This is a genomic window from Gemmatimonadaceae bacterium, assembly GCA_035633115.1.
Classification (GTDB): domain Bacteria; phylum Gemmatimonadota; class Gemmatimonadetes; order Gemmatimonadales; family Gemmatimonadaceae; genus UBA4720.
This window is the reverse complement of record DASQFN010000087.1, coordinates 1-2,970: the sequence shown is the minus strand read 5'-3', so window position 1 is coordinate 2,970 and position 2,970 is coordinate 1. Positions and strand designations below refer to the sequence as shown.

The 2,970-nt window shown below is 63.1% G+C and carries 2 protein-coding genes; both read left to right on the top strand.

Features of this window, described 5'->3' with window-relative positions:
* Nucleotides 1-511 precede the first annotated feature (511 nt).
* On the top strand, nt 512-841 hold the full coding sequence (locus VES88_11645) for a PadR family transcriptional regulator (GenBank protein ID HYN82149.1): 330 nt from the start codon (nt 512-514) through the stop codon (nt 839-841).
* Nucleotides 838-2,970 (top strand): ABC transporter permease (locus VES88_11640; protein HYN82148.1); only part of this gene is annotated, 2,133 nt, incomplete at its 3' end. The genes VES88_11645 and VES88_11640, both read left to right, overlap by 4 nt.

Here is a 2,970-nt window from a genome sequence, read left to right as displayed (position 1 = left end):
TTGGCTGGGAGGCAGGGATTCACGCGAGCCGCTTTCCCGAACGCCAATGGAATCAAGCGTTTCCGAGCTAACGTGGCCCGGGGCAATGGTTTGGGGCCTTGCGGCCGTTTGCCACGGCTTGCGCCGGTTCGCTGCTGTTTGCGCCGTCTACGAATCGAATGACACCCAAAATGACACCCAAACGCAGCGACTCCTGACGGCCCTCGGGAGGCGCCGAGATGGCAAATCTTTGAAAGGAGTATTCAGCGAACGCGTCCTGCGGCGAGCTACGTAGTTCGCGGCGCACTTTCCAGGACTTCCATCAGCTCTTCGATCTGATTTCTGAGGATGATTCGATCAGTGTTCATGCGGGTGATCACGAGGTGCGCCCACCACCTGCGCCCACCGCTCAGTAAGCGGAGCTCCCCTAAACTCATCGATCGTCGGGAACTCGGAGGGTTTTCGGTGGACTCCTGTTGACCCACGATAGGAACAGTGCTAGCTTCTGTCGCGCCACGACAGGAGCCACTCGATGACCGCCAGAAGAGATGTCCCCTCCGGCACGCTCGACATGCTGACTCTGCGCGTCATCTCCCGAGGTCCAATTCATGGCTGGGGCCTGATGAAGCGACTGGGCGAGCTGACTGACAACGTGTTTCAAGTGACACCGGGAGGCCTGTTCCCTGCCCTGCAACGCCTTGAAGAGGATGGGTGGATCGCCGGCGAATGGGGCGTGTCTGAGAACAACCGCAAGGCGCGGTTCTACACCATCACGAAGTCTGGCCGGCGGCAGCTCGCGAAGGAAGAGGACCACTGGAAAGCCATTTCGATGGCGGTCTCCAGAGTGCTGGAGGGCGCATGAATCGCCAAGCCTCGCGACTTCTCGCCCTGGCTCGGCGCTGGTTTGGCGGCGGCTCTAGGGACCGCGTGCTCGATGCCGAGCTCGAATCATTCCTTCAGCACGAGATCGACGCACGGATCGTCGAGGGCATGACGCCCCGAGAGGCGCGTCGAACAGCACTCGCGTCGATCGGCGGGATCCAGCAGGTGAAGGAACACGCGCGGGAGGCACGTACCGGCGCCAGACTCGATGCGCTCTGGCGTGACACCCGATACGCGGCGCGTACCTTCCGCCGGAGCCCCGGTTTCGCCGCGACGGCTGTCGTCTCCCTGGCAGTCGGGATTGCCGCCGCTACCGGGCTGTTTAGCATCGTGAATGCGGCATTACTGCATCCCTTCCCATTCGCGGACATCAATCGGATCGTCACGCTTGGCGTGATCGACAAGGGCACGCCGCGCGGTCTGTCTGTCACGGCTCGACAACTCGTCGCCCTTCAACACAGCGACCTCTTCGACGGCGCCTTCGCCTTGGACACCTGGGGGATGACCCTGACCGGCCAGGGCCTGCCAGAAGCGGTGGGCATCCAATATTTTTCAGCAAACGCTTTGAACGTACTCGGGGTTCCGCCCCTCCTCGGACGCGTCTTTGATGAGGCGGACGGGCCGGCGGGCGAGCAGCCCCAACGGGTCGTCGTGCTCACCTATCGGTTCTGGCAGCGACACTTCGGCGGGCGGCCTGAGGCCGTGGGGCAGACCCTCTCTTTCTCGTCAAACCGCGAACCCTACACCGTGATTGGCGTGCTGCCACGTCAATACTTTTACACGGGTCCGGAGATTCTCGTTCCCCTTCATCTGACCTTCGATCCGACCTTCGCGTGGAGTGTCCAGGCCCGTCTCAAGCGGGGCGTGACTCCACGCATGGCCGAACAGCGACTCCAGCCGCTCTTCGACCAATTTGCCAAAGAGGCTCCGCAACGCTTTCCGAAGGACGTGCGTCCCCTCGTACGAACGCTGGTGGAGACACGAAGGGCGGCCGGCTTTGTGCCGACCCTCCTGTTGATCTTCGCGGCGTCTCTGTTGCTGCTCCTGCTCGCCTGCGCGAACGTGTCCATCCTGCTGTTGGCGCGCGGGACCTCGCGAGCGCATGAGTTCGCCGTCCGAGCCGCCATAGGGGCAAGTCGTGGACGGTTGATTCGGCAGCTCCTCGTGGAATCGCTGCTCATGGCATTTAGCGGCGCCGCACTAGGCGTTGCGGTGGGCTACTGGGGCCTGCCGGCTATGCTCAGGCTCTTGCCCCCCAATGCGGTTCCGGTCGGCAACCTCATGGCTGTGCCCGTCAATGTACCGGTCTTGCTCTTCAGTGCGGGCCTTGCGATGGCGTCGGCCCTGATTTGTGGATTGTCACCGGCCTTGTCGTTTTCGCGCCCACGCCTGACGACGATGGCCCGGACGACCGCCGGCGTCGAAAGCCGACGAGCGCATCACCTCCTGCTCGCGGCTCAAATTGCGCTGACGGTGCTGCTCCTCGCGGGCACTGGTGCGGCTGTCCGGGTGCTCATCGGTCTGTACCGGACATCGCTTGGCTACGACCCGCACGACGTGTTCGTCGCGACGATCAACCTTCCCGAGAACACGTACATGCAATGGGCCGGCCGCGCCACGTTTTACGAGCGCCTCCGGGATCGCATGGCAGAGGTGCCCCAGGTCGAGTCGGTCGCGCTCGCCACCTACAGCGGGATACCACCGCAGTCGGGCCAACGGTCGGTGGTCGAAGTTCCCGGCCGGGACGCGTCCGAAGACGAAGCACCGATTGTCCAACGGATCAGCGGTGACTACTTTGCGACGATGAAGATCCCGCTCATTCGAGGCCGCGTGTGGTCAGATTCAGAGAGCGGTGGAACGCCCCACGTCGCCGTCGTCAACCAAACGATGGCTCGTGCGTGGTGGCCTGACGAATCCGCGATCGGACGGCGCGTTCGAATGCCCGATTACGTCAAGCCACCCAACCCATTCAGACTGGCGGCGCCCGGCAGTGACGGCTGGTTCGAAATAGTCGGTGTCGTGGGCGACACACCCAATGTCGGTCTCCATGAGCCGCCGGCGCCGTCGATCTACGTGCCGTACACGCTCATGCTGAGCGATTCCCTGAAT

What these genes read in the sequence shown, in the direction of transcription:
- VES88_11645 (HYN82149.1), top strand. Translation starts at nt 512, where the DNA reads ATGACCGCCAGAAGAGATGTCCCCTCCGGCACGCTCGACATGCTGACT.